Raw genomic sequence first — 25212 nt, 5'->3', positions numbered from 1 at the left:
CTGACTCGCGGCTCCCGCATCCCGGCTGGCCGCGTTCTCGTCGATCGGCACACAAACCCAGTGCGGCGGCTTCGAGCACCTGGTGGCGGCGTGGTGGAATCGGGCCATGTCGCTCTACGGCGCACTCGCTCCCCTCGGTGAGTACTTCACCGTCGACCGGGTGCCGGACGAGCCGTCGGATCCGCCGCTCGCCGAGCTGTACGCCGGGCATCCGGACCTGCTGCGCTACGTCCACCAGGTCGCGGCGTCCCTTCATACCGACGAACCGCGCGTCGGCGCGTCGATCCTCGTCCAGGGGCTGGCCGCCCGGCTGTGGTCGGTGGTGGCGGGGTGCGCCCTGCTGTACGACCGCATGCCGGACCTCGCACCCGCCACCACGTGGTGGGCACCACGGCGCAACGGCGGCCGACTGCGGCTCTCCCCGCGGCCGGACCTGCCGGACGCGCCGGACCTGCGTGCCGCGCCGGAGCCGCCGAGCGCCCTGGACCTGCCTGACGCGCAGATCCTCGAGCGCTCAGCGCTTCCCCACCATGGCGAAGCCGTGTACCACCGCGTCGTCGAGACACACCTGGTCGGGCTGGTCACAGCGGTCCAGACCCACGTCAAGATTCCCGACGCCCTGCTGTGGGGCAATGCTGCGTCCGCCCTCGTCGGATCGATCAGTGTCCTGGTCCGGGCCCGACCCGACCTGGAGACCGCCGGCGTACGACTGGTCGAGGACATGTTCACCCGACCGGCGCTGGCGGGAACGGGCGAGCCGCCCACGCTGAACGGCTTCGTGCGTACCTCCTGCTGCCTTTACTACCGCGTGCCCGGCGGAGGTCTGTGTGGCGACTGCCCGCTCAGCCGGCAGCCGGCTGGCTGACGCGTCACGACGCGATGAGATCGGCCCTTCGCACGGCCGAACGCAGGCAGTCGGGTGGGTCATCCCGGTGGTACGGCCACTCCGACGGTTCGATCTGGTCCAGGAAGCCGGTGTAGACCACGGCGTACAGAAGATCGACCACGGGAAGCATGAGCTGCAGCGCTCTCGCCGGGTCGCAGCCTGGCGTGTGACTCCGCCACCGCGCCGCCCACTCGTTCACGAGCGTGTCTCTGTCGGCGTCCGGCAGTCCACCGATCGCACGGGCGATGTCCATGGTCGGATCGCCGATCGTCGAGTCGCCCCAGTCGATGATGACCCGGCGCTTGTCGTCTGAGCGGACGTTGCCGCCCTGGAAGTCGCCGTGGACGAGCGTGTCGGGCAGGCCGCAGGCGGCCACCTCGGCGAACCGCTCCGGAAGACCGTCCACGAGCGTGTCCAGGGACGTACGGAGCGCAGGCTCCAGTGTCGGGCCGTACCTTGCCGCCACCGTCTGGATCGCGGGCAGAGCAAGGTGGTTCCGCCGGCCGGGTACACCGAGGTCGAGCAACTCCTCGATCCGGTCCGCGGCGTACGCCTGAATGCGGTGCAGGTCGGTGAGCATCTCGCGAAGCTCCGCCGCCGACGCCCCGAACCGGTCCTCGCCCGGGACATGCGCGAGAAGTGCACGTCCACCCTCGCCGACGATGAGTTCGGTCGCCACACCGGGCACCGCCGCTCCCAGCCAGCGCAGCAGAGCCGGCTCGTGGGCGAAGAACGTCGGCACCTGCTTGAGCCATAGTGGCGACTCGGCGGTCTCCACCCGCCAGATGGCGGAGAGGTTCCAGCTCTTGCGTTGGACGAACGCGGTTGGCGTCACTCCCCTCGCCTCGAGCGCCGCTGTCGCCCAGGCAGTCGTGGCGGCTGGCCCGCCTGGCGAGGCCCAGGGTGCGCGGTACGGATGAGGTTCAACATCAGCCTTGGCCCGCTCGTCCGCCGGGGCGAGTGTCGGCAGCCGCGACGCGGGGTCGACCTCGGCGACATAGGTGACCTCTCCCCCGGGCGGGCCCGACCGGTCCGGCGGGCCGATGGTCCGGAGGACGACCACGTCGATGTTCCAGAGCGCCCGGGCGGTATCGACGACCTCACCGACCTCCGGCCACCACGGTGTCTCCACGGTGTACGGCGGCAGCGAGCCCAGCGGCTCACCGCCCTTGTCGAGGAGGACCAGCGTCACCTTGCGCGTCATGGTCGCACCGTACGAACCTTCGCGACGGTCGGACAACGGGGTTTCGACACGGGCGCTCAGTCGCGTCAGTCCTGGGAGGTGAGGAGGTAGCAGGCCACCGCCGCTGCCGCCGCGACATTGAGGGAGTCGACCGCCGGACTGATCGGAATCCGGGCGCGCACGTCGGCCTGCCCTTCCCAGCGGGCCGACAGCCCGTCACCCTCGGTGCCGAGTACGAGGGCGGGACGACGGGACCGCCGGACGACACGCGGGAGCGGCTCGGCGTCGGCCGCCGGGGTGAGGGCGATGACGTCGAAGCCGAGCTGGCGCAGCGCGCCGAGGCCGTCGTACCAGGTGCTCATCCGGGCGTAGGGCACAGAGAACACCGCACCCATCGACACCTTGACCGAACGGCGGTAGAGCGGATCGGCGCATCGAGGCGCCAGAACGATCGCCTCGATACCGAAGGCGGCCGCGCCGCGGAAAATCGCGCCCACGTTGGTGTGGTCGACGATGTCCTCCAGGACGAGGATCCGGCTCGCCCCGGAGACGACCTCGCCCACCGGCGGCAGCGGCACCCGGGCCATCGACGCCAGGGCACCCCGGTGGACCTGGAACCCGGTCACCCGGGCCAGGTCGGCAGGTGGCGCGACGTAGCACGGCACTCCCGGCGGGATGGCGTCTCGCAGGCCGTCCACCCACCGCTCGCTCATCAGGAACGACCGCACCGGATAGCCCGCTTCGATCGCTCGCCGGATCACCTTCTCGCCCTCGGCGATAAAGATGCCCTCCGCCGCTTCCAGGCTCTTGCGGAGGCTGACGTCGCGCAGGTTGGCGTAGTCGCGCAACCGCGGGTCGTCGAGGGTGTCGATTCCTACGACCGGGGAGGTGTGTGGGGGAGTAACGGCTTTCATCCGTTCGTACTCTCGTCCTTCTCCGCCGAGGGACCCTGGGGTGATGGGTCCATTGACGTGGCCTTGGCCGTCGTGGGTTGGCGGCGTTCGCGTCGTCCGCGTGCGAGTTCGGTGCCGAGCGCGTCGAGGCGCTGGGTCCAGAACCGCCGGTACCGCTCGAGCCACATGTCGATCTCCTGCAGGGGCGCCGGATCGACGGAGTACAAGCGCCGGGCGCCCTCCGCTCGCACCTGGGTGAACCCGTTGTCGCGGAGCACTCTCAGGTGCTGCGACACCGCCGGCTGGGAGATGCCGAACTCCTCCTGGACGATGCCGCCGACCTCCCCGGCAGCCCGCTCGCCGTCGGCGAGCAGGTCCAGGATCCGCCGGCGGACCGGGTCGCCGAGGACGTCGAACGCATGCATCCGACCCACTATGTCAGTCGAGGCTTATATAAGTCAATGCTGGGATTGTTGCCCGGCCCTGGCCGACGGTGTCACTACCGCGGGTCTGGTAGCACCGCGAGTCTCCCTCGCGACCACAATGGTGCGCATGAGCGACACCCTCGAGATCGGCAAGCTGCTCACCCAACCCGCCCTTGCCCGCCCTGACCTCCTCGCGGAGCCGGTCCTGGGCGCCCTTCGCACCTGGACGATCACCGAAGTCCCGGTCGAGGAGGTCCGGGTCGGCGAGATCGATCCTGAGCTCGCCGACACCGCCGCCTTCTGCGCCGCGTACGACATCCCGCTCGAGATCTCCGCCAACTGCGTCATCATCACCGGGCGGCGAGGCGGCGAGACGCGGTATGCGGCCGCTCTGGTCCTCGCCACCACCCGCGCGGACGTCAACGGCGTCATCCGCCGTCGCCTCGACGCCCGGAAGGCGTCGTTCGCACCGATGGACACCGCCGTCGCCGAGACCGGCATGGAGTACGGCGGCATCACGGCGTTCGGTCTCCCGGACGGCTGGCCCATCCTCGTCGACGCACGCGTGGCCGAGACCGAAATTGCGGTGGTGGGCAGCGGACTGCGGCGGTCGAAGCTCTTCGTCTCCGGTCGCGCCCTCGCCGCCCTCCCCCAGGCCACCGTCGTACCCGATCTCGCGTCCCCCGCTCCGGCCGGCACCACCCCGAATTGACGGGGACGCAGAGGCAGCTCGGCCAGGTCCCCGCCGCTCACGGACTGTCCTTCGCCGCGAACGACTGACAGTCCCCGCGTCAGAGCATCCGGAAGTCGGCGAAGTCGAACGCCGGCGCGACGACACAGCTCACCAGGACCGGCTCGGATCCGCCCGGCTCGGCCGCCTGCCAGACGCCACCCGGCACGAGACCCTGCGGCCGCTGACCCGCGTCGAGGTCCGGTCCGAGTAGCACCTCGGTCGTGTCGCCAGCCGGTTCGTCGCCTGCACCACCCAGCAGGAGGCGCAACGGTCCACCGCGGTGCCACAACCAGAGCTCGTCGGAACGTACGACATGCCAGCGCGACACCTCACCCGGGTGCAGGGCGAAATAGATCGCACTCGCCGCCGCTCGAGGACCGGGATAGCCCTCCGGGGTGAACGACGCGTCCGTCGTCCAGGTCTGCCGGAACCACCCACCCTCAGGGTGGGCCGCGAGGTCGAGCTGTTCGGCCAGCCATGGCCGGACGTCACCCACCCGTGGTCAGTCCCGGTTGGAACTGGACGAGCTGGACGGGCTGGACCGGTTGCCGAACCATCCCGACACCTTGTCGCGCACGCCGTCCACGGCGCCAGGGAGGTCGGAGAAGATCTTCATCAGCGGGTCCTGCGAACGCGCGAACGTCTCCTTGTAGGAGTCCGCTGCACGCCGGGCTTCATCGCTCATCCTCGCGTCGCCGTCGCCGTCCCGGCGCGGGTAGTCACCGGAAAGGATCCTGGAGTAGTCGCCGTTGTCCACCCAGTGCTTCAGCTCTGCCGCCCGAACCGCGAGGAACGGGTGACTGCGCGCCTCCAACAGCAACAGCTTGAGCACGCTGTCGCGCAGGTCCCCCGCCGCGTCGTACTCCGCCGCCTGCGCCAGGAACGCCGTCGCGTCGACGTCTTCGAGGTGACCGCCGGACGCGAGCTTCATGTGCGTACGCAGACCGACCGCGGGATCCTGGCAGGCCAACAGGCCGGCGCGGTCACCGGACAGCTCCGCCTTGCGCGACCACTCCATCAGTGCGGCGATGATCGCCCGGAGACCGAGCGCACCGAGCGGCATCCAGGCGATCGCGCCGCTCAGCCGGATGAGGAAGACGAGGACGGACTGGTAGAGCGCGTGGCCGCTCTGCGCGTGTCCCAACTCGTGGCCGAGGACGAAACGCAGCTCCTCCTCGTCGAGCAGATCCACCAGGGCGCTGTTGACGACGATGAACGGCTTGTCGATGCCGATACACATGGCGTTGGGCATCGGGCCCGTCATGACGTACAGCTCAGGCAGCTCGCGCACGTCGAGCGTGGCGGCGGCCTCCGCGAAAACGCGGTGCATCTTGGGGAACTGGCGGTCACCGGCCCGGACGGCGGAGCCCAGGAAGATCAGCCGCAACGCGCGTTCGTTGATCAGGCCCGACAATTTGCGCAGGACCAGGTCGAAGCCCTTCAACTGCCTGACCGCGACCAGGGCGCCCCGGTCCGCCGGATGCTCCCAGGCACGGGAGCTGATCCCCGTGAGCGTGAGACGGGACCTGGCCGGACGATCTTCGGTGTCGGGCATACCGAACTCCCCCCATCTGCAGGATTTCTGGCTTGGGACGAACGCTATCCGGTCAACGCGCACCGGGCGAGGAGAGTTCGCGGGGTTTACCCTCAGGGTTCACGAACGCACGGCTCCCGGACCGCGGATCTCAGCGGCGGAGCAGGACGACGATGGCGACAGTGCCGACGGCGACGATCACCCCACGCAGCAGTACCGGCGGAAGGCGCCTGCCCACGTGGGCACCCAGCAGGCCACCGGCCACCGACCCCACGGCGATCAGTCCGGCCGGAAGCCAGGCCACGTGGGCGATCACGATGAACAGGACGGCGGCGACGGCGTTGACGAGCCCGGCCAGGACGTTCTTGGCCGCGTTGATCCGCTGCAGAGTCTCGTCGAGACCGATCCCGAGGATCGCGACAAGGATGACACCCTGCGCGGCGCCGAAGTACCCGCCGTAGACGCCCGCAAGGTAGACGAACGGCAGCAACGCCCAGCTGCCATGGTGGTGGGGTGGGTGGGGGGTCTCCCGGCGGGCAGCCATCTGGCGGGACACCCACGGCTGGAGGATGACGAGGACGCAGCCGATCCCGACCAGGACGGGCACGATCATGTCGAACGCCTCGGCCGGAAGCCGCAGCAGCAGCACCGCTCCGGTGAGCGCACCGGCCACGGACGCGCAACCCAGCCGGATCAGCCGGTCGCGCTGGCCCGCGAGCTCGCGGCGGTAGCCCCAGGCGGCGGCCGCCGATCCGGGCGCGAGGCCGACGGTGTTGGAGACGTTGGCGGTCACCGGCGGGACACCGAACGCGACCAGGGTCGGGAACGTGATCAGCGTTCCCGACCCCACGACGGCGTTGATGGTGCCTGCCGCGACCCCGGCGATGAAGACTGCGAGCAGTTCCCAGCCAGTCACGCCTTATTGGGCTCTTCCGGCCCGGCCTCGCCCGCCGCACCGCCGTCGACGTCATGGGGAGTGCCCCGACCGAGCCGGCCGATCCCGCCCTTCGCGGCGTCCTCGGCCGCCGCGATGGCGGCCGCGACTTCACTCTCAGCCGTCTGGACCGCCTCGTCGGTGTGCTTCTCCGCCTCGATCGCAACCTTCTTGCGCTTGGCCGCCGCGCCGGAGGTTCCTTCGCGCGCCGGCGGTTCGACCGGGGCCTGTTCGCCGAGCTTGCCGACGATCGAGCCCACGCCCTCGAGGGCCTTGCCGAGCTCGCTCGGCACGATCCACACCTTGTTGGAGTCGCCCTGTGCGATCCGCGGCATCATCTGGAGGTACTGGTAGGACAGCAGCGCCTGGTCGGGACGGCCTTCGTGGATCGCGTTGAACACCGTGTCGATCGCCTGAGCCTCACCCTCGGCCTGCAGGATCTGCGACTCCCGCTGGGCCTGCGCCCGCAGGATCTGGGACTGCTTGTCACCTTCAGCGGTGAGGATCGCCGCCTGCTTCTCGCCCTCGGCGGTGAGGATCGCCGACTGCCGGACACCCTCGGCCGTGAGAACCGCCGCGCGCTTGTCGCGGTCGGCGCGCATCTGCTTCTCCATCGAGTCCTGGATCGACGGCGGCGGGTCGATGCCCTTGAGCTCGACCCGGTTGACCTTGACGCCCCACTTGCCGGTCGCCTCGTCGAGGATCGCACCCAGCGCGGTGTTGATCTCCTCACGGCTGGTCAGGGCGCGTTCGAGGTCCATGCCACCAACGATGTTCCGCAGCGTCGTCTGGGTCAGCTGCTCGATCGCCTGGACGAAGTTGGCGATCTCGTACGTCGCACGCACGGAGTCGGTCACCTGGAAGTAGATGACCGTGTCGATCGCGACCACCAGGTTGTCCTCGGTGATCACGTTCTGCGGAGGGAACGAGACGACCTGCTCGCGAAGGTCGATCGTGTACCGCACCTTGTCGATGAACGGCACGATGATCGACAGACCCGGCCCGAGCGTGCGTGCGTACCGGCCAAGCCGTTCGACGATGCCCGCCCGCGCCTGCGGGATGATCTTGACCGATCGGACCAAGATGATGATGGCGACGAGCGCCAGAACAGCAACGGTAATCAAGACATCCACGGCTTCTCCGATTCGTCAACGTCAGCCGCCGAGTTGTCGATCGACGGCGCCTGGTCAGGGTCCTGAAGATCGCGCGCGGCTGTGGCCAGTCTCGCGCGGGGTCGAACAGTGGGACCGCCTGGCTGTCTGATCAAGAACTCCATGGCTTCCCCGCTTCGTGCACAAATGCTGTCGCGCCCTCGATGGAGAGCACGTCGACGGTCACGCCGGGCTCGATGCTCGACTGCTCGTCGTAGGGACGCGCCGACCAGACCTCGCCGCCGATCTTGATCGTCCCACTCCGCGTGGTGACCTGCTCGACGACCACGCCGGTCTGGCCGACGAGGGCAGAGATTCCGGTGCGGATCATCGGTGTCTGCTTGAGGTGGCGCAGGGCGACCGGGCGGACGGCCCCCAACATCGCGAACGCGGTAACCACCGAGACGATGATCGAGATCACCGGCCCGCCGCCCACCAGGGCGGCGAGCGCCCCCGCGGTCGCGCCTGCCGCGAGCATGAGGAACACCAAGTCGAGGGTCAGCAGCTCGACCGCGGCGAGGATCCCGGCCACGACCACCCACGCGACCCACAGGTGCTCGCCCAGCCACTGCAGCAGGTTGCTCATGGTGAAAACCTACGTGATCAAGGGGTCGGTCCGGAATCTCCCCGGGCCACCGCGTGCGGATGAGGGCGCCATCATTTACCGCTTGGCCCGTGCTGTCCACCGCTCGGTGGAACGGAAGAGCCGCAGTGGCATCGCGAACGTCTCCGACAACGACCGTGAGCTCAGGGTCTCTCTGACGGGTCCGGCCGCCACGACGCTGCCGGCACGGAGCAGGAGTACGTGGGTGAAGCTCGGCGGGATCTCTTCGACGTGGTGGGTCACCAGGACCGTGGCGGGCGACGCCGCGTCGGCGGCGAGGTCCCCGAGCGTACGGACGAGCCCCTCGCGCCCGGCCAGGTCGAGGCCGGCGGCCGGCTCGTCCAGGAGAAGGAGTTCAGGATCGGTCATCAGGGCCCGGGCGATCTGTACGCGCTTGCGTTCGCCTTCGGACAATGTCCCGAACGTCCGGTCCGCCTGGTCGCCGACCCCGAGCCACCTGAGCAGCTGGGTAGCGCGCTCGTGGTCGAGGTTGTCGTAGTTCTCGCGCCACCGGCCGAGGACCGCGTAGGAGGCGGAAACCACGACGTCGCGCACGCGTTCCTGGCGCGGGATGCGGTCGGCGATGGCGGCACTCGTCAGCCCGATCCGGGGTCGTAGCTCGAAGACGTCGACCGACCCGAGCGTCTCCCCCAGAAGCGTCGCGCTACCGCTGGTGGGGTGCATCCGGGCCGAGGCGATCTGCAGCAGTGTCGTCTTCCCCGCGCCGTTGGGTCCGAGGATCACCCACCGGTCGCTCTCGTCGACCGACCAGCTCACCCGGTCCAGGAGCTTGGTGCCGTTGCGCGTGATCGTGACGTCGGTGAGCTCGAGAACTGGGCTCATGGATGCACAACCTACGGCACCACCGCCCACGGCCCGCCCCATGGTCCGGTCCGTCACCCGGCTCGCGGGCGGCGGCGACTGCCGCGCCCTTTATAGGGTGAGATGCATGCTGACGTTGCCCCGGGCGGCGCGCCTCGCGTCGTGGACCAACGCCTGGCTCGCCGGCGCCACGAGCCTCGACGAGGCGGACGAGGGAATCAAGGGCGACGACGCCGCGCATCACGTGATCGGCCTGCCCGGCGAGGACGAGCCGGTCCCCGTCCTGCTGTCCCTCGGAACCCTGCGCAACCTGGGCACCCGGGCGGCTGTGGTGGCGCTTCCCGCACCCGGCGACCCGCTCGGTCTCGCCGGGCCACGGGACTTCACCGAGGCTGCGCTCGAGGTCGGTGAGGCCGTGGTCTGCGAGGGCTCCGGGCTCGGCCTCGTCCCCCATGTGGTCGGTGCCGGGGTGCAGTGGAAGGTGTGGCCGGCCCATCCTCCGGCGCCTCTCGACCTCGCCGACGTCACGATGGAACTCGCCCAGACCCTGCAGGACGTCATCGAGGCGTTGGCCGGCCTCGACGTCGCGCGCTGGCGGCCGGGGGTCGCCGAGGCACTTGTCGATCTGCGATCCGTTGGCCGCAAGGCACATGACGGCCTTCCGGCGGGTTACCCGCCCCGCGCCGACGAGCTGGCAGCGCGAGCCCGCCGGTGCCTCCTCGTCTGCGAACTCGCCCTCGTCGACGACGGCGGCGCGGTGACGGCGTTCGAGGCGGACTCGCGCCGCCAGGCGCTCCGCCGCCTCGACCGCGCCGCCCGGCGAGCACTGGTCGCCGCCTGTGGTCCGCCGCGGTGAGCCTGCGCGTCCTGTGCCCGGTCAGCCGCGCCAGGTCAGCCGCTGAGGAGATAGACCGTGTCGCTGAGGTACGCCGGCTGCCGGAGAACGGTCCCGGTCGCCCCGGTCCCCAGGGAAGGGGTGACCCGGCGCCGGTCGCCGAGGTCCCAGGCGGTCACGGCGTACCCACCGAGGTCGACACCCAACTCGACGTCGAACGGATGGGGAACGTACACGGCGACGGTCGCCAGGTCGGGCGTCGCCGCGACCCGCACGCCCGGCGGCGAGGTCGCGATCAGGTCCTGCCTCGGCGCACAGCGGTAGAGGCCATGGTCCTCCACGACTGACCGCGCGAACCCCACGTCCCACGCACCGTCGAACTGGAGCGCGACGTTCCAGGTGAAGGGCTCCCCCGACCATGCGCCGCTGGTGAACCGGCTGCCCGGCCGGTGCCATCCCCACAGGCCGTGCGCGCCGTAGCCGATGCCGGCCGAGGCGCCGCCGAGCAGGCTCCACCACGTCGCCCGGCGTACGTCGTCACGGGTGAAGCGCCCAAGCCCCTGTCCGTAGCCGTGTCCTTCGTAGCAGGGCTCCAGGTTCAGGACGGGCCGGCGGACGGGCTTGCCCAGGTAGAGCTCGGCCAGGTCGTACGCCTTCGCCTGGTGCCCGTGTCCGTGACCCGACTGGTAGCTGTAGAAGTCGAGGTCGGGCGAGTCGGCGAGTGTCGCCGGCAGGTCGGTGTCAGGTGTCGAGTGGAGGGTGGTGAGGCAGTCGGGCGCGAGCTTGGCAAGCTGGCCCAACGTCCAGGCGTAGCGCTCCACGGCGTCCGGCGTCGCGAACTTGTCGTCCCCGCTCGCTATGTAGATCGGGTCGTACGCATGGAACGTCCTCGTCAGCAGCTCGAGATAGTTCGCCGTCTCCTGCTGCGACATCACGGCGTGTGGGTTCCGGTCCGAGCCCCAGGTGCCCGGCACGTAGGTGCACCACAGCGCGACCAGCGCCGCCCGAATGCCCTGCTCCGCGGCTCGCTCGACCATCTCCTGCGCGGTCGTGAAGTAGTCCGCGTCGGGCGCGGTGAAGTCGTAAGTCCCGTCGTCGCGGAGCGGGTAGGGCTCGCGGGTCGTCTCGTGCACGCTCCGGTCGTGCAGGATCGGCAGGACGCTGATCAGCATCGTGTCGAAGCCCTGGCTGCGCCGGAGCGAGAGGTATCTCTCCCACTCGTCCGGGCGCGCGTCTGTGAACGCCGCCCACACCGTGTCCGCACAGGGCACGACCGGTGACCCGTCCGCAAGGAAGTGGTCACCGGTCGGCGCTGTCGCCAATGGCTTCACCCTCAGCTGGTCTTCGTCATGCCGGCCTTGTCGGCCGCGGCCGCGTTGGCGCGGGAACGTTCGCGGTCGGCGGCCATCTCCTCGACGGTCTTGGTGTGCAGCCGGGCGGCGCCCTCGGTGGTGACGGTCTTGACCCGGGTGCCGTGCCGTTCGGCGTCAAGGAGGCGTTGACGGGCGGCCGGGATGTCCTCGGCGTACTGCGGCAGCCACCGCGCCTGCTCCACGAGCATCTCGTCGGTCATCTGCCAGACCTCTTCGGGGTTGCAGACCGCGCCGACCAGCGGGTCGTGGAGCATCGCCTGCTTGAGCAGGGTGACGTCGGCGTGGACCGCCGCCTCCTTGCCCATCTCCTGCACCCGGATGCTCGCCGCGCAGGTGGCCGCACACGCCAGCGGGAGGTCGCCGACGACGGGAACGTTGATGCCGTTGCGGTCGACGTACCCCGGCACCTCGATCACGCTGCCCTGCGGCAGGTTGGTGATGATGCCGTCGTTCACGACGTTGAAGTGCCCACGGTAGACCCGGCCGGTCTCCAGCCCCTCGATGATGTACGACCCGTGCTCCTCGCTGCGGCCCTCGGCGGTGATCGGCTTGGGGTCCTCCTTCATCCAGTTCGGGAAGTCGGTCTCGAACCAGTTCCGCCCCTCGGTGCACACCCGGAGGTAGCCGCCGGTCTCGCCGTTGATCCAGCTGGACAGGTCGATCCAGTCGGGGATCTCCTCGACCCGCTTGCGGTACCACGGGACGTACTCCGACAGGTGGCCGTTGGACTCGGTGCTGTAGTAGCCGAACCGCCGGAGTACGTCGATCCGGACCTTCTCGGTCTGGGGGTACGTCGGGTGGCCCTCGAAGAGCTCCAGCATCTTCGGGATCATGTCGATCCCGCGCCACTGCGCCTTGACGTACCACGTCTGGTGGTTGATCCCGGCCGCGATGATGTCGACCTCGCTGCGGTGCAGCGTCTCGTCCGGCCCGATCATGCCCTCGCGCTTGGCCCAGTGCTCGATGCACCGGGTGATCTGCCAGTGCCCGCCCTGGACGCCGTGGCAGAGCCCGACGGTCCGCACCCCGCCGTACTCGTTGCACGCCCAGGTGTTCATCGCCATCGGGTTGGAGTAGTTCAGGAACAGCACGTCGGGCCCCGCGACCTCGCGGATGTCCTTGCAGAAGTCGAGCAGCGCGGGTATGGTCCGCTGGGCGTACATCACGCCGCCGGCGCACAGGGTGTCGCCCACGCACTGGTCGACGCCGTACTTCAACGGGATCTCGATGTCGGTCCGGAACGCGTCAAGTCCACCTTGACGGATCACCGAGAAGACGTAGTCGGCGCCGTCGAGAGCGCCGCGGCGGTCCAGAGTCGGCTCGATCACGGCGGGCAGACCACTGGCGTCGATGTCGCGCCGGACCAGCTGGGTCACCATCTCGAGGTTGCGCTCGTTGATGTCGTAGAACGCGAACGTCGTGTCGGCCAGCTCGGGCACCGTGAGGATGTCGCGCACCAGCCGGCGGGTGAAGCCGAGGGAGCCGGCGCCGAGCATCGCGATTCGGATCGTCATGCCTCCACCATCGGCACACCTCAGATGTCACGACAAGCGGGGCGCGGCCGGTCGGCCAGGAGCGGCCAGGCCAGGAGCGTCTGGTGCCAACACCCCTAGCGACGCTTCTGGAGCACTCCGTCGACGTAGACGTCCACCTTGTCGTCGTAGAACGCGATCAACCCGGCGACCTTCTGGCTCTCCGGCAGGGGGGTGCGGTAGGACCACGCCAGGTCGGGATGTTCGGTGCCGTTGACGGTCACCGACCAGTACTCCGCCTGGCCCTTGTACGGGCAGTGCGTCGCCGTCGCCGAGGGCGTCAGCAGGTCCATCCGTACGTGCGTCTTCGGCAGGTAGTAGCGCACCGGAAGCCCCGTCTCGAACAGCAGGGTCGGATGCGCGGACTCCGCGACCGTCACGCCGTCGACCTCCACCCGGACGTGCCGGGAGCTGGCAAGGACGTCGATCCGGGCATACGGACTCCGCGGGTGGACGAAGACCTCCTCGTCCTCCTCGAACCACGCGTCCATCGCGTCCCAGTCCAGGCGGACGAGATCCCGCAGCTCCTCGACCGGAGAGTCGAGGTAGCGCAAGGCCGCGCCCGTCGCCTCCTTGGCGCCGACTCTCAGGGTGTACGACGTCCCGTCGCCAAGGCGCTCCGAGTGGTGCCCCTCGCCGCCCGGCGTCAGCAGATCCGTACGGACGTCCTTCGCCGGAAGGTAGTAAGCCGGATAGTAGGGGATCTCCCATACCAGAACCGGTTCAACCGTGTCGGCCACGACTTCGCCGCCGAAGTAGGCTCGGACCCGCTTCGCGCCGGTCTCGACCCGCGGCCGCTCCTGGGTCGTACTCATACCTTCGCCAACCGCCTGGACCGAGGGGAAATTTCATGGTTCACAAGATCGCCCTTGTCACCGGGGCCGGCACCGGCGTCGGCCGTGCCATCACCCTCGCGCTGGCCCGGGACGGCTGGTCGGTGGCGCTGGCCGGTCGACGTCCCCAGCCTCTGCACGACCTCGCGGACGAGCTGCGGGCCGCCGGTCACGAGGGTCTCGCCGTACCCACCGACGTCGCCGACCCGGGCGCGGTGGAGTCCCTGTTCGCCGCGATCCGCACGACCTATGGCCGGCTCGACCTCCTGGTCAACAACGCCGGCCGGAACGCCCCAGCCGTGCCCCTCGAAGACCTCGAGCTCACCGACTGGCAGGCCGTCGTCGACGTCAACCTCACCGGTGCGTTCCTCTGCACGCAACAGGCCGTACGCCTGATGAAGAGCCAGACACCCGGCGGCGGCCGAATCATCAACAACGGTTCGCTGTCCGCGCACACGCCACGCCCTCAGTCGGCTCCGTACACCGCGACGAAGCACGCGATCACCGGGCTCACCAAGGCAACCGCCCTCGACGGGCGGGACCACGGCATCGCCTGCGGCCAGATCGACATCGGCAACGCCGAGACCCCGATGACCGCCCGCATGGCCGACGGCGTACGCCAGCCCGACGGGTCGATCCGCGTCGAGCCGACGATGGACGTGAACGACGTCGGGCGCGCCGTGGCCTACATGGCGAGCCTGCCGCTGGACGCCAACGTGCCGTTCATGACGGTCATGGCGACCGGGATGCCGTTCCTCGGAAGGGGCTGACGGCGGCAACGGCGGCGCGCCGGGTCCGCGATCGACGCCACGGCCAACGCGCCCGGAACCCGAGTGCCACGCCGAGACATGAGCCCGAGCGCTTCAGCCATGGCGCGCCCCACCGTCGAGGCGCTTCACTATGGTCCATGTCGATCCCGTTCCCGACGGTCGTCCTCCTCGTCGCCACGCTGATCACGGGGCTGAGTGCCGGCTTCTTCTACGCCTGGGCCTGCTCGGTCATGGTCGGCCTCCGGCACACCGATGACCGGACCTTCGTCAGCGCGATGCAGTGGATCAACCTGAAGATCATCAACCCGTGGTTCCTTGCCACCTTCCTCGGTGCCTTCGTCCTGACCCTGCTCGCCGTGGTCCTGCATCTCGGCGACCGCCGGGTCCTGCCGTGGGTCGCCGCCGCCCTCGTGCTCTACAGCGTCCAACTCGGTCTCACCCGAGGGATCAACATCCCCCTCAACAATGCGCTCGCGGCAGCCGGTGACCCGGACGGGATCCCCGATCTCGCGGCCGTCCGGGCGAGCTTCGAGGACCGGTGGGTGCGCTGGAACGTCGTACGGGCCGTGACGGTGACGGCGGCGTTCGGTTGCCTCGCATGGGCACTCGCGCTGTCGGGGCAGGACGTCACCGGTGGGGTCTGAGCCCGGCCTCGTCGCGGGGCACCGCTAACGTTGCGGGAGTGCCGAGTGCGCTGCAGCCCGATCGAACCCTCCTTCTCACCCTCACCGGACACGATCGTCCCGGTGTGACCTCTGCTGTCTTCCACGCCCTGTCGCCGTTCTCGGTCGAGGTGCTGGACGTCGAACAGGTCGTCCTGCGCGGCCGGCTCGTCCTCGGCGTCCTGGTGACCACGCCACGGGACGACGCCCGGCTGCGGAAGGCGATCGAGGACGTCGCGCGCGACCTCTCGATGGATGTCGAGGTGCAGTCCGGCGCCGGCGACAACCTGCCGCGGGCACACGGACGTAGCCACGTCACCGTCCTGGGCCGTCCGCTCGACCCGGGCGCGGTCGCCGCCATCGCGGGGCGGATCGCCGACACCGGCGGCAACATCGACCGGATCATCCGGATCGCCCGCTATCCCGTGATCGCCATCGAACTCGACGTCTCCGGCGCCGATCCGCTGCAGTTGCGCAGCGCTCTTGCGATCGAGGCAGCCGCACAGCAGGTCGACGTGGCCGTCCAACCCGCCGGGCTCTACCGCCGCGCCAAGCGCCTCGTCGTCCTCGACGTCGACTCGACCCTCATCCAGGGCGAGGTCATCGAGATGCTCGCCTCCCGGGCCGGCTGCCTGGACGAGGTGACGCGGGTGACCGCCGCCGCCATGCGGGGTGAACTGGACTTCGCCGAGTCCCTCCGCCAGCGGGTGGCGCTGCTGGCCGGTGTCGATGCCCGGGCGATGGACGAGGTCCGCCAGGAGATCAGGCTCACGCCCGGTGCCCGGACCCTGCTGCGTACTCTCCACCGCCTCGGCTACCAGGTCGGCGTCGTGAGCGGTGGGTTCGCCCAGATCGTCGAACCGATCGCGGCCGAACTCGGGATCGACTTCGTAGCGGCCAACCTGCTGGAGGTCGCCGACGGCGTGCTGACCGGCCGGGTGGTCGGACCGATCGTCGACCGACCCGGCAAGGCCGAGGCCCTGCACGGCTTCGCGGAGCAGGCGGGCGTGCCGCTGTCCCAGACCGTCGCGATCGGAGACGGCGCCAACGACCTCGACATGCTCGCCGTCGCGGGACTCGGGGTGGCCTTCAACGCCAAGCCGGTCGTACGCCAGGCGGCGGACACGGCGGTGTCGGTCCCGTATCTCGACGCGATCCTCTACCTCCTCGGCATCACCCGCGAGGAGATCGACGCCGCGGACGGGGAGCTCGGCGAGCCAGGCCATGACACGCTCGACGGGTCCGGGTACGGCGGCTGATCAGCGCCGTACGACCGCGCGCAGGCGACCGGTCCCCGGTGCCACCAGCGCCCACGGCACGTCGACGTCGAAGATCGTCAACGCCCCCGTGGGATACCCGTCCGCGACGGCGGTGCCGCGTCGACGGGACTCGTCCTCGTCCAGCAGGCGTGAGAGGTCGCCGATCGACGGGTTGTGACCCACGATCATCAGCGTGTCGAGTTCCTCCGGTGTACCCGTGATCACGTCGAGCAGATCCTCGATCGTGTTGGCGTAGACGCGGCGGTCGATGTCGACCTCCGGCTCGACCCCCAGGCCACGGGCGAACTCCACCCACGTCTCCCGAGCGCGCAGAGCCGGCGACACCACCACCAGGCCGGGAACGACTCCGCTCGCCCGGCACGCGGCACCCGCATGCTCGGACTGGCGTCTCCCCCTGCCCGCGAGTGGACGGTCCCGGTCGGCGATCCCGGTCGGCGACTCCGCCTTGCCATGGCGCAGCAGCAACAGCGTTCGCGAGCCCGTCATCGCGTCAGTGTCCCAGACGGCCCGCGGGCGGCGCGCCTTACCTACGTTCAGAGAACGGCGGTGCCCCCGCCTACCGTCTGGTCCCCGGTGCCGACAGCACGTAGTCTGCTCAAGGTCAACTTCCGTGCCATCTCCCGGAGGTTCCATGCGGGACGTCGAGCCGACCGAGAGTGCCACGTCGATCCGCCGGGACGAACTCGCCGCGACCGCCCGGGCGATCCTCGACGCCACCCTCTACATGACGCTCGGCACCGTCGACAGCGACGGCAACCCCTGGACCACGCCGGTGTACTACGGCACCGCCGACTACACCGACTTCTACTGGATCTCCACACCGGAGGCCGCCCACTCACGCAACCTTAGCCGACACCCGCGCCTCAGCATCGTCGTCTTCAACTCGGCGGTGCCCTTGGGCGAAGGTCAGGCCGTCTACATGTCGGGCGTGGGCGAGGAGCTCACGGGGCCGGAACTCGACCGCGGCCTCGAGATCTATCCCGGAGCGCCCGAACGTGGTGCCTATGCCATGACGCGTGAGCAGGTCCAGCCTCCCGCGGCGTACCGCCTCTATCGCGCCAGGGCCTGCGAGCACTTCGTACTCTGTCCGCGGGAGTCCGGCGGACCGTGCTCCGAGCACGGCCTCACCACGAACCACCGAACCGCGGTGACCCTCTCCCAGGACGTCACCCGAGGAACATCCCGTCGCGGTCAGTGAGCCGTTGCCTCGACCGTCGCCGTGGATCGTTCACCGATCGAGGGGCGCCACCGTACGCAAGGTGGCCGCCGTCGCGAGCGCGGCCTGCGTCGCTTCGTACCCCCGGTCCTCCCGCGAGCCCGGCAGACCGGCACGGTCGATGGCCTGCTCGGCAGTGTCACAGGTGAGGACGCCGAACCCGACCGGCACCCCGGTCTCCACGCTCACCTGGGTGAGGCCCACCGTGGCCGCCTGGCAGACGTACTCGAAGTGCGGCGTACCACCGCGGATGACGACACCGAGCGCCACGACGGCGTCCATGCCCGCTCGGGCGAGGCGCGCGGCAGCGACGGAAAGCTCGAACGATCCCGGGACCCGGATGATGCACGGGTCGGCGATGCCGGCCTCGTCCAGTGCGCGGACCGCGCCGGCGAGCAAGCCGTCCATGACCTCGTCGTGCCACGACGCCGCGACGACGCCGACCCGCAGGCCCTCCACCGCGGCCGGCCGGATCGTGGGCGCGCCACTCCCGCTCACTGTGCCCTCCCTGCGATCTGCTCGGTGGGGACGGGTTCCTGTACTGGGAGCAGATGGCCCAGTCGGTCCCGCTTGGTCTGCAGGTAACGGAGGTTCTCCCCGTTGGGCGGTATCGCCAGCGGTTCGACCGCTGCCACCGTCAGACCGTAGTGCTCCAGGCCCGCGCGCTTGGCGGGGTTGTTGGTGAGGAGCCGGATGGTGCGTACGCCGAGGTCGGTGAGAATCTGGGCGGCCACCCAGTAGTCACGGGCGTCCGCGGGGAACCCGAGCGCGAGATTGGCCTCCACGGTGTCGTGCCCCGAGTCCTGCAGGTCGTAGGCGGTCAGCTTCGACAGCAGGCCGATTCCTCGACCCTCGTGACCGCGTAGGTAGACGACGACGCCGCTGCCGGCCCGATCGATGGCGGCGAGGGCTCGCTGGAGCTGCGGACCACAGTCGCAACGCAGCGACCCGAGGACGTCACCGGTGAGGCACTCGGAATGGACCCGCACGACGATCTCGTCGCCAGAGGCCGCCGCGGCGGCGAGGTCGCCCTTGACGAGAGCGACGTGCTCGGACGTGTCGATCGTGTTCCGGTAACCGATCGCCTGGAACTCACCGTGGGCGGTGGGCAGCCGGGCGGTCGCCATCCGGTCGACGAGGCGTTCGTGGCGGCGCCGATACGCGATCAGGTCGGCGATCGAGACGAGGGCGAGGTCGTGCTCGTCGGCGAACGCGCGCAACGCCGGCCCCCGCATCATCGTGCCGTCGTCGTTCACCAGTTCCGCGAGCACGCCCGCCGGCGGGTGGCCGGCGAGACGCGCCAGGTCGATGGCCGCCTCGGTGTGGCCGGGCCGGGCCAGCACCCCGCCCGGTCGGTAGCGCAGCGGGAAGACGTGCCCTGGCCGGACGAGATCGGCGGGGCCGGTGTCGGGATCGGCGAGGAGCCGGATCGTCCGGGTACGGTCGGCCGCCGAGATCCCTGTCGTCACGCCGTCCGCCGCATCCACGGTCACCGCGAACGCCGTCCGCATCGACTCCTGGTTGTCCGCCACCATCGGCGCGATGCCCAACTGGTCCAGGCGTTCGCCCAGCAGTGGTACGCACACCACGCCGCTCGTGTGCCGGACCGTGAACGCCAGCAACTCCGGCGTCGCCGAAGAAGCGGCGAAGATCAGGTCGCCTTCGTTCTCGCGGTCCGCGTCGTCGACCACCACGACCGGCCGGTCAGCTGCCAGATCGCTCACGGCACGGTCGATCGGGTCCAGGCGTAGGTCTGTCACGGCTGCTCACCCGCCAGCGCCTCCGCCGTTGGTGCGGGTCTCGGTACGCCGACCAGTCGTCGCTCGACGCGGAGCCAGGTGAAGAAGCCCAGGAGACAGAAACCGCCGTAGACGACGTAGAGGATCGCCGACGGATAGAACCCGGCCAGGAACAGCAGCGGCACCCCCACCGCGTCGACCGCGATCCAGATCAGCCAGAACTCCACCCAGCCACGGGCCATGCCGTAGGTCGCCAGGATGCTGCCGGTGAGGATCCACGCGTCGGCGAGCGGGCCCCACGAGCCGAGCAGGCTGAGGGCGTAGGTGAACACCGTGACGCCGACCGCCGCCGCGGCGAGGAGTCCCAGCCGCTCCCGCCCGCTTGCCCAGCGGGGTGCCACCGCTCCCCCGTCGGCTGCCTCGTGGCTGTCACGGGCCTGGCGCCACCGCCACCATCCGTACGCACTCACCGCGAAGAAGAACACCTGCCGGGCGGCCTGGCCCCACAGGTCCTTGTCCTGCGGAGTGTCGAAGACCCCGCCGAGGAACACCGTGAACAGCAGGACGTTGCCGATCATCCCGACCGGCCAGGCCCCGACCCGCCGGCGCATTCCGAAGATGGCGCTCGCGAGGCCGAAACCGTTGCCGATGATCTCGCGCCACAGGATCACCGAGCCGGCGATGTGCAGTTCGGCCCCCAGGAGCCAGGTCAGCCAGTTCATGCGCGTACTCCTCCAGGGACCAGTCTGCTGAGGTACTTCGCGAGGACGTCCACCTCGAGGTTCACGTCGTCGCCGGGTGTCCGCAGGCCGAGGGTCGTGAGCTTCAGGGTGGTCGGGATGAGAGCGACGGTGAACGCCGGCTCGGCGCCGTCGCGGATGCCCACGACGGTGAGCGAGACCCCGTCGACGGCGATGGATCCCTTCTCCGCCACGTAGCGCGCCAGCTCGACCGGCAGCCCGATCTCGACCAGATCCCAGCGGGCCGTGGACTGTCGGCTGAGGACTCGACCGGTGCCGTCAACGTGACCTTGCACGATGTGCCCGCCGAGCCGGCCGTCCACCGGGACGGAGCGTTCGAGGTTCACGGCGTCACCAGGCCGGGCGGACCCGAGGGTCGTGCGGGACAGGCTCTCGGCCATCACGTCGGCCGTGAACTCTCCGTCGTTTCCGCCAGCTCCGTCGGCACCCACGGCTATGACGGTGAGGCAGCACCCGTTGACGGCGATCGAGTCGCCCGGGCGTACGTCGCCGGTGACCAGCGGCCCGCGGATGGTGACCTGTGCGGAGTCCTGCAGGCGTACGAGGTCGCAGACCTCGCCGCGTTCTTCGACGATTCCGGTGAACACCGGTTCTCCCTCGCCTTCCGGTTCTGCCCGAGCGGGCACCGGGGATGAGGCGAGGGACGCGACGCGGGCCGCCCGGGTGAGCAGGCGTCATCGAACGCCTGAACGTAGGCGGACGCGCGGTCGCATCCCGCGTGCTGCCTCCCATCCGGACTTTCACCGTCGGTCCAGGAGTTCCACCTGGTCCACCGGCCACGTGCCAGAACGTCTGGCTGCTGTGGCCGGGTCGCGGACTGTCACCGCCGGTTCGGAATTTCACCGACCCCGGAGCACGCGCGAGCTTTCGCTCGTACGTCGTTCAGTGTGGCACGTCCCGCCAACTCCGGGGAGCCGTCATGGCCATGACCTGCACCACGTCGCCGTGGCTGGCCGCAATCGCTGTCGATCAGTACGTCGCAAAACGGACAGCCGGCGTGATCACTGCGCGGGCTAGCGGCGGGGCGCTCCGCCTCGGTCGGCGACGGGCTGGAACGACAGACCGGCCAGGACAGTCCGGTCCAGAGGCACCGTGGAATACAGCGGCATCTCGGCCACCTCGTGGAACAGCGGATCCAGGTAACGCTCTTGGAACGCCTGTGCCTCCGCCGAACCCGGGTCGTCACGGACGTGCTCGTCGACCTCCCCCGCGGCCTCCCGGCTCGCGAACGCCCAGATCGTCAGCACGTCGGCCTCGTCCTCGGTCTGCCACCGTCCGACCAGCCGCGCACCGTACTTCTCCCGCAGCGGAAGCAGCTGCCGGAGGAAGAAGGACGCGAAGGCATCGGCCTTGCCCTCCGCGACGATGTAGCGCTCGCAGCGGAAGTACATCAGCGTGCGAACTGCCAGGACGCCCGTGCGGTCGCCTCCGACGCGCGGCGGCGGAGCTCGTCGATGACGCGGCCCGGGTCGTCGGAGGAGAAGACCGCCGAGCCCGCGACGAACACGTCGGCGCCCGCCTCCGCACACCGCTCGATGGTCTCGGCCGAGACACCGCCGTCGACCTGGAGCCAGAGCTCGCCGCCGTGCTTGGCGATCAGCTCGCGGCTCCGCCGGATCTTGGGTACGCAGGCATCGAGGAACTTCTGCCCCCCGAAGCCCGGCTCGACCGTCATGACCAGAAGCAGGTCCAGCTCTGCGAGCAGGTCTTCGTACGGCTCCACCGGGGTCGCGGGCTTCAGCGCCATGCCCGCCCGCGCACCGAGGGCACGAAGCTCCCGCGCGAGCCGGATCGGCGCGCGCGCCGCCTCGATGTGGAACGTCACGCTGGCGGCACCGGCCTCGGCGTAGGCGGGCGCCCAGCGGTCCGGATCCTCGATCATCAGGTGGCAGTCCATCGGCAACGTCGTCGCCGCCCGCAGTGACTCCACGACGGGCAGGCCAATGGTGAGGTTGGGCACGAAGTGGTTGTCCATCACGTCGACATGGAGCCAGTCGGCGTTGGAGACGCTGGCGGCGGCATCGGCGAGGCGCGCGAAGTCGGCACTCAGGATGCTCGGAGATATCTGTACGGCCATGACGTCGCCGAGTCTACTGTTTCGGCCCGCGGCGGTTGGCCTGCTCAGGTACGCCGAAGCAACGTGAGATACATCGCGTCCGTGCCGTGCCGGTGCGGCCACAACGTGAGGTCGGGCCCCTCGCCGAGATCGGGTACGCCCGGCAGGTACGGCCTGGCGTCGACGCGTTCGACATCACCGCGGTCGCGAAGGACGGTCGCCACGACCTCGCGGGTCTCGGTCAGGTGCGGCGAGCAGGTCGCGTAGCCGACGACCCCGCCGATCCGAACGGCGTCGAGGGCGGCGTCCAACAGGCGGATCTGCAGCGGTCTGAGCTCCGCGGGATCACCGGCCGACCTCCGCCAGCGCGCCTCCGGCCGGCGGCGTAGCGCTCCGAGGCCCGAGCACGGCGCGTCCAGCAGCACCCGGTCGAAGGTTCCGTCGCGCCACGGTCCGGCGGTCCCGTCGGCGACGACGGTGCCGAGCACGCCGGCGCCGCCGCTCAGGGCGCGATTCACCATGGCGGCGCGGTGTGGCTGCAGGTCGGCGGCGAGCAGCCGTGCCCCGCGTTCGGCCGCGAGCCCGGCGAGCAGGGCCGCCTTGCCTCCTGGGCCGGCGCACATGTCCAGCCAGCGGGAGTCGGTGCCGGTCCCCGCTCCGTTCAGGGGCACACCGGCGAGGGCCAGAGCCACCAGCTGGCTCCCCTCGTCCTGGACACCCGCACGCCCCTGCGCGACGGCGCGAATTCGGCGCGGATCACCTGCCTCCAGGATCGCGGCGTACGGAGACCACCGCGCGGGACCCGCGCCGTCGCGACGAAGCTCGTCGACCGTGCATCGCCCCGGGCGGGCCACCAGAGTGACCCGGGCGGGTGCGTTGTCTGCGGCGAGGGCGGCGGCCGTCTCGTCAAGGGACCCGTCCAGGGCAGCGCGGAACGCCTCGACGATCCACCTCGGATGCGCGTGGACCGCAGCGAGATGCCCGACCGGATCGACGTCGTACGCCGGTGCCGCCATCGCAAGCCAGCCGGCAAGATCGCGGGTCGCCACCTTCCGCAACACGGCGTTGACGAACTTCGAAGCGCCGCCACCGGCGACGTCTCGACCGAGGTCGACGCTGGTCGCCACCGCCGCGTGGGCAGGGACCCGCATGCCCAGGAGTTGGTGCGTACCGATCCGCAGGACGTCGAGGACCTCCGGGTCGAGGTCGGGCAAGGGGCGGTTGACGCACCGCGCGAGGACGTCGTCGTAGCCGCCGCGCCAGCGGAGTGTCCCGCCGACCAGCTCGGTGGCGAACGCCGCATCCTGACCGGACAGATCGCGTTCACGCAGGATCGACGCGAGGGTGAGGTTGGCGTAGGCGTCCCGGGCCGACACCGCGTGCACGACGTCGTAGGCGGCCCGCCTGGCGCTGTCCGCCGTCCCGGTCCGGCGCTGCCGCCGCCGTGTGCCGGACGCGGGTCGCGGCATCAGCCGACCCGCTCGGCGGGTTGCGGATGGACCCCTCGCGCCCAGGCGTCGGCCGCCATGGGCCGCTTGCCGTGGGGTTGCACCTCGCCGAGTGCCACCGGGACGCTGCCGGTGCCGACCAGGACGCGGGACTTCTCGGCGACGATCTCGCCCGGCGGCACCTCCACCGCCTCGGTCGCGACCGTGACCGGACCCACTTTCAGGCGCTCGTCCCGGAACGTCGTCCACGCCCCGGGCGCCGGAGTGCCCGACCGCACGAGCCGGTCGATGGCGAACGCCGGTCGTGACCAGTCGATGCGTACGTCGTCGACACCGACCTTGCTGGCGTAGGTCACATCCTCCGAAGGTTGGGGACGCGGCTCGAGAGTGCCGGCCGCGATCCCGTCCAGCGTCTCGACCAGCAACCTCGCTCCGCTGTGCGACAGGCGTTCGAGCAGATCACCGGCGGTGTCGGTCGGACCGATCGGCTCGGTGACCACGCCGTAGGTGGGACCCGCGTCGAGCTCCTCCACGATCCGGAACGTCGTCGCACCGGTCAGGGTGTCACCGGAACGGATCGCGTGCTGCACCGGCGCCGCGCCGCGCCACGCCGGCAGGACGGAGAAGTGCAGGTTGATCCAGCCGAGTGGGGGCACGTCCAGCACCGCCGTCGGAAGGAGTCCGCCGTAGGCGACGACCGCACAGCACTCCGGCGCGAGACCGCGCAACTGCTCGAGGAACTCCGGATCCCGTGTCGAGCCCGGCTTGAGAACGTCGAGTCCCTCGGCCTCGGCCCGCTCAGCGACCGGTGAAGGGTGCAGCTTGCGACCCCGGCCCGACGGCGCGTCCGGCCGGGTCAGCACGGCCACGACGTCGTGATCACTTGCCAGGACCGCCTCGAACGAGGGCAACGCGACATCGGGTGTACCCGCAAACAGCAACCGCACGAGCTGACTCCCCCTACTGTTCGCCCTTACAGGGCCCGTCCCATGGTCGCGTGCGGGGAGAGCCGCACCTGAGGTGGCTCGGCGCCTGCCCACTCGGCTTCCCGGATGAGCCGCAACGCGTCCTTGCGGGCCTGCCGGTCGAGCCGGTCGACGAAAAGGATGCCGTCGAGGTGGTCCGTCTCGTGCTGGATGCAGCGGGCCAGCAGCTCCGAACCCTCGAGGGTCACCGGCTCCCCGTGCATCGTGAAACCCTTCGCCACGACCCGCATCGCGCGCATGCAGTCGAAGCTGAAGCCCGGGATCGACAGGCAACCCTCGGGGCCGAACTGCTCCTCCTCCGACAGCTCCAGCTGGGGATTGACGAGGTGGCCCACGACGTCCTCGACGTTGTACGTGAACACCCGCAGCCCCACACCGATCTGCGGCGCGGCGAGACCGCTGCCGGGCGCCTCGAGCATCGTCTCGGTCAGATCGCGGACCAGGTTGCGCAGCTCCTTGTCGAAGTCCGTCACAGGTTCGGCCGGCGTCCGCAACACCGGGTCCCCGAACAGGCGGATGGGCTGGACGGCCACGCGGGTCTCCTTGATCTTTCTCG

At 70.1% G+C, this 25212-nt stretch carries 29 protein-coding genes and 1 riboswitch; of the genes, 7 read left to right on the top strand and 22 right to left on the bottom strand.

The features are described from left to right. The first annotated feature begins 106 nt into the window (after window positions 1-106). Entirely contained in the window at window positions 107-865 is a 759-nt protein-coding gene (locus ABNF93_RS30055) for a (2Fe-2S)-binding protein (RefSeq protein ID WP_349331607.1), read from the top strand. Between the two features lie 4 nt (window positions 866-869). Here ABNF93_RS30055 and ABNF93_RS30050 read toward each other — a convergent pair whose 3' ends face one another. The 3 genes from ABNF93_RS30050 to ABNF93_RS30040 form a co-directional block, all read right to left on the bottom strand. After that, entirely contained in the window at window positions 870-2090 is a 1221-nt protein-coding gene (locus ABNF93_RS30050) for an aminoglycoside phosphotransferase family protein (protein WP_349331606.1), read from the bottom strand. Between the two features lie 65 nt (window positions 2091-2155). Beyond that, entirely contained in the window at window positions 2156-2983 is an 828-nt protein-coding gene (locus ABNF93_RS30045; protein ID WP_349331605.1) for a TrmH family RNA methyltransferase, read from the bottom strand. Beyond that, on the bottom strand, window positions 2980-3387 hold the full coding sequence (locus tag ABNF93_RS30040; RefSeq protein ID WP_349331604.1) for an ArsR/SmtB family transcription factor: 408 nt from the start codon (window positions 3385-3387) through the stop codon (window positions 2980-2982). The genes ABNF93_RS30045 and ABNF93_RS30040 overlap by 4 nt, the downstream gene beginning before the upstream one ends. A 58-nt stretch (window positions 3388-3445) precedes the next feature. On the opposite strand from ABNF93_RS30040, the gene ABNF93_RS30035 reads away from it, so the two are divergent. Further along, window positions 3446-4099: a YbaK/EbsC family protein gene (locus tag ABNF93_RS30035; RefSeq protein WP_502877651.1), complete on the top strand. Its 654-nt coding sequence runs from the start codon at window positions 3446-3448 to the stop codon at window positions 4097-4099. A gap of 79 nt (window positions 4100-4178) precedes the next feature. On the opposite strand, the gene ABNF93_RS30030 is transcribed toward ABNF93_RS30035, so the two are convergent. From ABNF93_RS30030 to ABNF93_RS30005, 6 genes are all read right to left on the bottom strand, one after another. Then, window positions 4179-4616: a cupin domain-containing protein gene (locus ABNF93_RS30030; protein ID WP_349331602.1), complete on the bottom strand. Its 438-nt coding sequence runs from the start codon at window positions 4614-4616 to the stop codon at window positions 4179-4181. A 6-nt stretch (window positions 4617-4622) separates the two neighbouring features. Continuing rightward, window positions 4623-5675, bottom strand: coding sequence for a M48 family metallopeptidase (locus tag ABNF93_RS30025; RefSeq protein WP_349331601.1), 1053 nt, complete (start codon window positions 5673-5675; stop codon window positions 4623-4625). 130 nt (window positions 5676-5805) lie between these two features. After that, window positions 5806-6570, bottom strand: a complete 765-nt coding sequence (locus ABNF93_RS30020; RefSeq protein ID WP_349331600.1) for a sulfite exporter TauE/SafE family protein — start codon at window positions 6568-6570, stop codon at window positions 5806-5808. Continuing rightward, entirely contained in the window at window positions 6567-7721 is a 1155-nt protein-coding gene (locus ABNF93_RS30015; RefSeq protein WP_502877650.1) for an SPFH domain-containing protein, read from the bottom strand. Before ABNF93_RS30015 ends, ABNF93_RS30020 begins: the two co-directional genes overlap by 4 nt. 130 nt (window positions 7722-7851) lie before the next feature. Further along, window positions 7852-8325, bottom strand: a complete 474-nt coding sequence (locus ABNF93_RS30010) for an NfeD family protein (protein ID WP_349331599.1) — start codon at window positions 8323-8325, stop codon at window positions 7852-7854. A gap of 75 nt (window positions 8326-8400) precedes the next feature. Beyond that, complete coding sequence (locus ABNF93_RS30005; RefSeq protein WP_349331598.1) at window positions 8401-9186, bottom strand: ABC transporter ATP-binding protein; 786 nt, start codon at window positions 9184-9186, stop codon at window positions 8401-8403. 106 nt (window positions 9187-9292) lie between these two features. Here ABNF93_RS30005 and ABNF93_RS30000 point away from each other — a divergent pair, with 106 nt between their 5' ends. After that, window positions 9293-10021, top strand: coding sequence for an Rv1486c family protein (locus ABNF93_RS30000; RefSeq protein WP_349331597.1), 729 nt, complete (start codon window positions 9293-9295; stop codon window positions 10019-10021). Window positions 10022-10056: 35 nt separating this feature from the next. Here the strand turns inward: ABNF93_RS30000 and ABNF93_RS29995 are convergent, their stop codons facing one another. The 3 genes from ABNF93_RS29995 to ABNF93_RS29985 form a co-directional block, all read right to left on the bottom strand. Further along, entirely contained in the window at window positions 10057-11322 is a 1266-nt protein-coding gene (locus tag ABNF93_RS29995) for a glycoside hydrolase family 140 protein (RefSeq protein ID WP_349331596.1), read from the bottom strand. 11 nt (window positions 11323-11333) lie between these two features. Then, window positions 11334-12887 carry an alpha-glucosidase/alpha-galactosidase gene (locus ABNF93_RS29990; protein WP_349331595.1) on the bottom strand — a complete coding sequence of 518 codons (1554 nt, stop codon included), beginning with the start codon at window positions 12885-12887 and terminating at the stop codon, window positions 11334-11336. 95 nt (window positions 12888-12982) lie between these two features. Then, window positions 12983-13720 (bottom strand): DUF427 domain-containing protein, encoded by a 738-nt coding sequence (locus ABNF93_RS29985; RefSeq protein WP_349331594.1) that lies wholly within the window; start codon window positions 13718-13720, stop codon window positions 12983-12985. Between the two features lie 35 nt (window positions 13721-13755). Here ABNF93_RS29985 and ABNF93_RS29980 point away from each other — a divergent pair, with 35 nt between their 5' ends. From ABNF93_RS29980 to serB, 3 genes are all read left to right on the top strand, one after another. Continuing rightward, a complete protein-coding gene (locus tag ABNF93_RS29980; RefSeq protein WP_349331593.1) occupies window positions 13756-14508 on the top strand; it encodes an SDR family oxidoreductase in 753 nt (250 codons plus the stop codon). Between the two features lie 137 nt (window positions 14509-14645). Beyond that, on the top strand, window positions 14646-15152 hold the full coding sequence (locus tag ABNF93_RS29975; protein ID WP_349331592.1) for an anthrone oxygenase family protein: 507 nt from the start codon (window positions 14646-14648) through the stop codon (window positions 15150-15152). 38 nt (window positions 15153-15190) lie between these two features. After that, on the top strand, window positions 15191-16429 hold the full coding sequence (gene serB, locus ABNF93_RS29970; protein WP_349331591.1) for a phosphoserine phosphatase SerB: 1239 nt from the start codon (window positions 15191-15193) through the stop codon (window positions 16427-16429). On the opposite strand, the gene ABNF93_RS29965 is transcribed toward serB, so the two are convergent. Continuing rightward, entirely contained in the window at window positions 16430-16936 is a 507-nt protein-coding gene (locus tag ABNF93_RS29965; RefSeq protein ID WP_349331590.1) for a SixA phosphatase family protein, read from the bottom strand. It lies immediately after the preceding gene. A gap of 145 nt (window positions 16937-17081) precedes the next feature. Here ABNF93_RS29965 and ABNF93_RS29960 point away from each other — a divergent pair, with 145 nt between their 5' ends. Then, window positions 17082-17648: a pyridoxamine 5'-phosphate oxidase family protein gene (locus ABNF93_RS29960; protein ID WP_349331589.1), complete on the top strand. Its 567-nt coding sequence runs from the start codon at window positions 17082-17084 to the stop codon at window positions 17646-17648. A gap of 30 nt (window positions 17649-17678) precedes the next feature. Here ABNF93_RS29960 and ribH read toward each other — a convergent pair whose 3' ends face one another. From ribH to def, 9 genes are all read right to left on the bottom strand, one after another. Beyond that, window positions 17679-18164 (bottom strand): 6,7-dimethyl-8-ribityllumazine synthase, encoded by a 486-nt coding sequence (gene ribH / locus ABNF93_RS29955; RefSeq protein ID WP_349331588.1) that lies wholly within the window; start codon window positions 18162-18164, stop codon window positions 17679-17681. Next, the gene (locus tag ABNF93_RS29950; protein ID WP_349331587.1) at window positions 18161-19426 is read right to left on the bottom strand and encodes a bifunctional 3,4-dihydroxy-2-butanone-4-phosphate synthase/GTP cyclohydrolase II; all 1266 of its coding nucleotides are present in this window, start codon (window positions 19424-19426) and stop codon (window positions 18161-18163) included. Before ABNF93_RS29950 ends, ribH begins: the two co-directional genes overlap by 4 nt. Beyond that, window positions 19423-20127, bottom strand: a complete 705-nt coding sequence (pnuC, locus tag ABNF93_RS29945; RefSeq protein ID WP_349331586.1) for a nicotinamide riboside transporter PnuC — start codon at window positions 20125-20127, stop codon at window positions 19423-19425. Before pnuC ends, ABNF93_RS29950 begins: the two co-directional genes overlap by 4 nt. After that, window positions 20124-20753 (bottom strand): riboflavin synthase, encoded by a 630-nt coding sequence (locus tag ABNF93_RS29940; RefSeq protein ID WP_349331585.1) that lies wholly within the window; start codon window positions 20751-20753, stop codon window positions 20124-20126. Before ABNF93_RS29940 ends, pnuC begins: the two co-directional genes overlap by 4 nt. A 127-nt stretch (window positions 20754-20880) precedes the next feature. After that, a riboswitch (FMN riboswitch) is annotated at window positions 20881-21027 on the bottom strand. 152 nt (window positions 21028-21179) lie between these two features. Next, window positions 21180-21557: an NIPSNAP family protein gene (locus ABNF93_RS29935; RefSeq protein WP_349331584.1), complete on the bottom strand. Its 378-nt coding sequence runs from the start codon at window positions 21555-21557 to the stop codon at window positions 21180-21182. Beyond that, window positions 21557-22243, bottom strand: coding sequence for a ribulose-phosphate 3-epimerase (gene rpe / locus ABNF93_RS29930; RefSeq protein WP_349331583.1), 687 nt, complete (start codon window positions 22241-22243; stop codon window positions 21557-21559). Before rpe ends, ABNF93_RS29935 begins: the two co-directional genes overlap by 1 nt. A gap of 44 nt (window positions 22244-22287) precedes the next feature. After that, on the bottom strand, window positions 22288-23691 hold the full coding sequence (locus ABNF93_RS29925) for an RsmB/NOP family class I SAM-dependent RNA methyltransferase (RefSeq protein ID WP_349331582.1): 1404 nt from the start codon (window positions 23689-23691) through the stop codon (window positions 22288-22290). Then, window positions 23691-24617, bottom strand: a complete 927-nt coding sequence (fmt, locus tag ABNF93_RS29920; protein WP_349331581.1) for a methionyl-tRNA formyltransferase — start codon at window positions 24615-24617, stop codon at window positions 23691-23693. Before fmt ends, ABNF93_RS29925 begins: the two co-directional genes overlap by 1 nt. A 26-nt stretch (window positions 24618-24643) precedes the next feature. Further along, window positions 24644-25189 (bottom strand): peptide deformylase, encoded by a 546-nt coding sequence (def, locus tag ABNF93_RS29915; protein ID WP_349331580.1) that lies wholly within the window; start codon window positions 25187-25189, stop codon window positions 24644-24646. Window positions 25190-25212 lie beyond the last annotated feature (23 nt).

This window comes from Actinopolymorpha sp. B9G3 (assembly GCF_040120725.1).
In the GTDB taxonomy this organism is placed as follows: domain Bacteria; phylum Actinomycetota; class Actinomycetes; order Propionibacteriales; family Actinopolymorphaceae; genus Thermasporomyces.
Note: the sequence above shows the minus strand (reverse complement) of the source record. Positions and strands in the feature narration are given on the sequence as shown.